The 1,439-nt window shown below is 44.6% G+C and carries 1 protein-coding gene, 2 rRNA genes and 2 pseudogenes; 4 read left to right on the top strand and 1 reads right to left on the bottom strand.

The window, feature by feature from the left end; genetic code table 11:
• The 4 genes and pseudogenes from F8R90_RS02240 to F8R90_RS02220 all read left to right on the top strand — a co-directional run.
• Positions 1-112 (top strand): 23S ribosomal RNA (locus F8R90_RS02240); the annotation flags it as partial.
• 60 nt (positions 113-172) lie between these two features.
• A 5S ribosomal RNA gene (gene rrf, locus F8R90_RS02235) occupies positions 173-290 on the top strand.
• A gap of 255 nt (positions 291-545) precedes the next feature.
• Positions 546-747: pseudogene (locus F8R90_RS32605) on the top strand (DUF4277 domain-containing protein); the annotation flags it as partial.
• 59 nt (positions 748-806) lie between these two features.
• A pseudogene (locus F8R90_RS02220) lies at positions 807-978 on the top strand (transposase); the annotation flags it as partial.
• A 126-nt stretch (positions 979-1,104) separates the two neighbouring features.
• Here the strand turns inward: F8R90_RS02220 and F8R90_RS02215 are convergent.
• Positions 1,105-1,439: transposase (locus F8R90_RS02215; RefSeq protein ID WP_196509218.1), on the bottom strand; the 335-nt coding region annotated here is incomplete at its 5' end.

The following is a 1,439-nucleotide window of genomic DNA, read 5'->3' as shown; positions in this document are numbered from 1 at the left end:
CTCACCACGTAAGTGGGTAAGGTCACGGGAAGAACACCCGTTCTTAGGCGGTAGGTGGAAGTGCAGCAATGTATGTAGCCGAGCCGTGCTAACAGACCGAGGGCTTGACCTCATAAATCATTTGGTTTCGCGTTACTGTGCAGTCTTCAGGGTCTCTGACCCAACAATATTTCCTGGTGTCTATTGCGCGGTGGAACCACACTGAACCCTTCCCGAACTCAGAGGTGAAACGCTGCTGCGGCCACGATAGTTTAGGGGTAGCCCTACGCAAAAATAGCTCGATGCCAGGATTCATTTTTATATCAAAGCCTCCTCATGATTTCTTGAGGAGGCTTTTGTTTTTGCTTAGAATCTCACATCGCAGTATTTTTGTCAACGCGTAAGTTCTGTTTTTACTGTGCGTGTAGTTCCTATAGCACCAAATCATTTTTTCCTTCCACCCAAGACTTCAATCATGCTTAGATGTTCATTCTGAATTGTTGGCTTTTGGTATCCCCCACGTTGTTTTGCTTCAATCCCATATTCTGCACCTAAAACTGGCATACAATAAAATACTTGGACAGCACCCGCAAGAAAAGGTGAGTGCGGGTCAGGCGGTCAAAGCAATGATACTAAACGGGTTAGGGTTTCGTATCGGGAACATTATATATGTTTCCTAAATATATGGATAGCTATGCCTGTGAACACTTGATAGGAGAAGGAGTATTACCAGAACATTTAAATGACGACAGACTAGGGTCTGTCATCAGTTGATGTAAAGGAAGGTAAAGTAAACAGAGAAAAGATTTTAGAAGGATTATAGAGCCATGACTTGCCGCCGTTATACCCTCCGGGAAGACCAGTGGGAGCGCCTCAAAGACCTATTGCCGGGACGAGAAGGTCATGTCGGTGGGACAGCCTTCATACAATCGGTCGTTTGTGGAAGCCGTGTTATATCGCTACCGAGCAGGTATCCAGTGGCGAGACTTACCCGAACGGATGCCTTGGGCAATCCGATCAGCTTTCATCTCACACCAGGGCAAGCCTGTGACCTGGATGGTTCAGATGTGCTATTGCCTCACCTGAGCGCAGACACTGTGCTGGCAGATACAGCATCTACGGCTGTTATGAGGTATAGTAGCAGCAACTAGCAAACCAGTTTCTTAAATGTTGAGGATTTATTAATTCGAGTGCAACTGAGATTAGCTTATCAATCATTTCTGTTGTAGTTGGAGCGAAACTGCGCAAAAAAGATTTAAGTTGTGACCACCATAGTTCAATTGGATTAAAATCGGGGGAATATGAGGATAAACAGATAACTTTCGCACCTACAGCTTCAATCATTGGCACAATTGAATCTAGTTTATGTGCGGATAAATTATCCATCACCACCACTGCTCCTGACCATAAATTTGGCACTAAAAACTTCTCAACAAATAATTCAAATGCAATGCCATCCA

The sequence above is a fragment of the Nostoc sp. NZL genome (assembly GCF_015714705.1).
Taxonomy (GTDB): domain Bacteria; phylum Cyanobacteriota; class Cyanobacteriia; order Cyanobacteriales; family Nostocaceae; genus Nostoc; species Nostoc foliaceum_A.
Note: the sequence above shows the minus strand (reverse complement) of the source record. Positions and strands in the feature narration are given on the sequence as shown.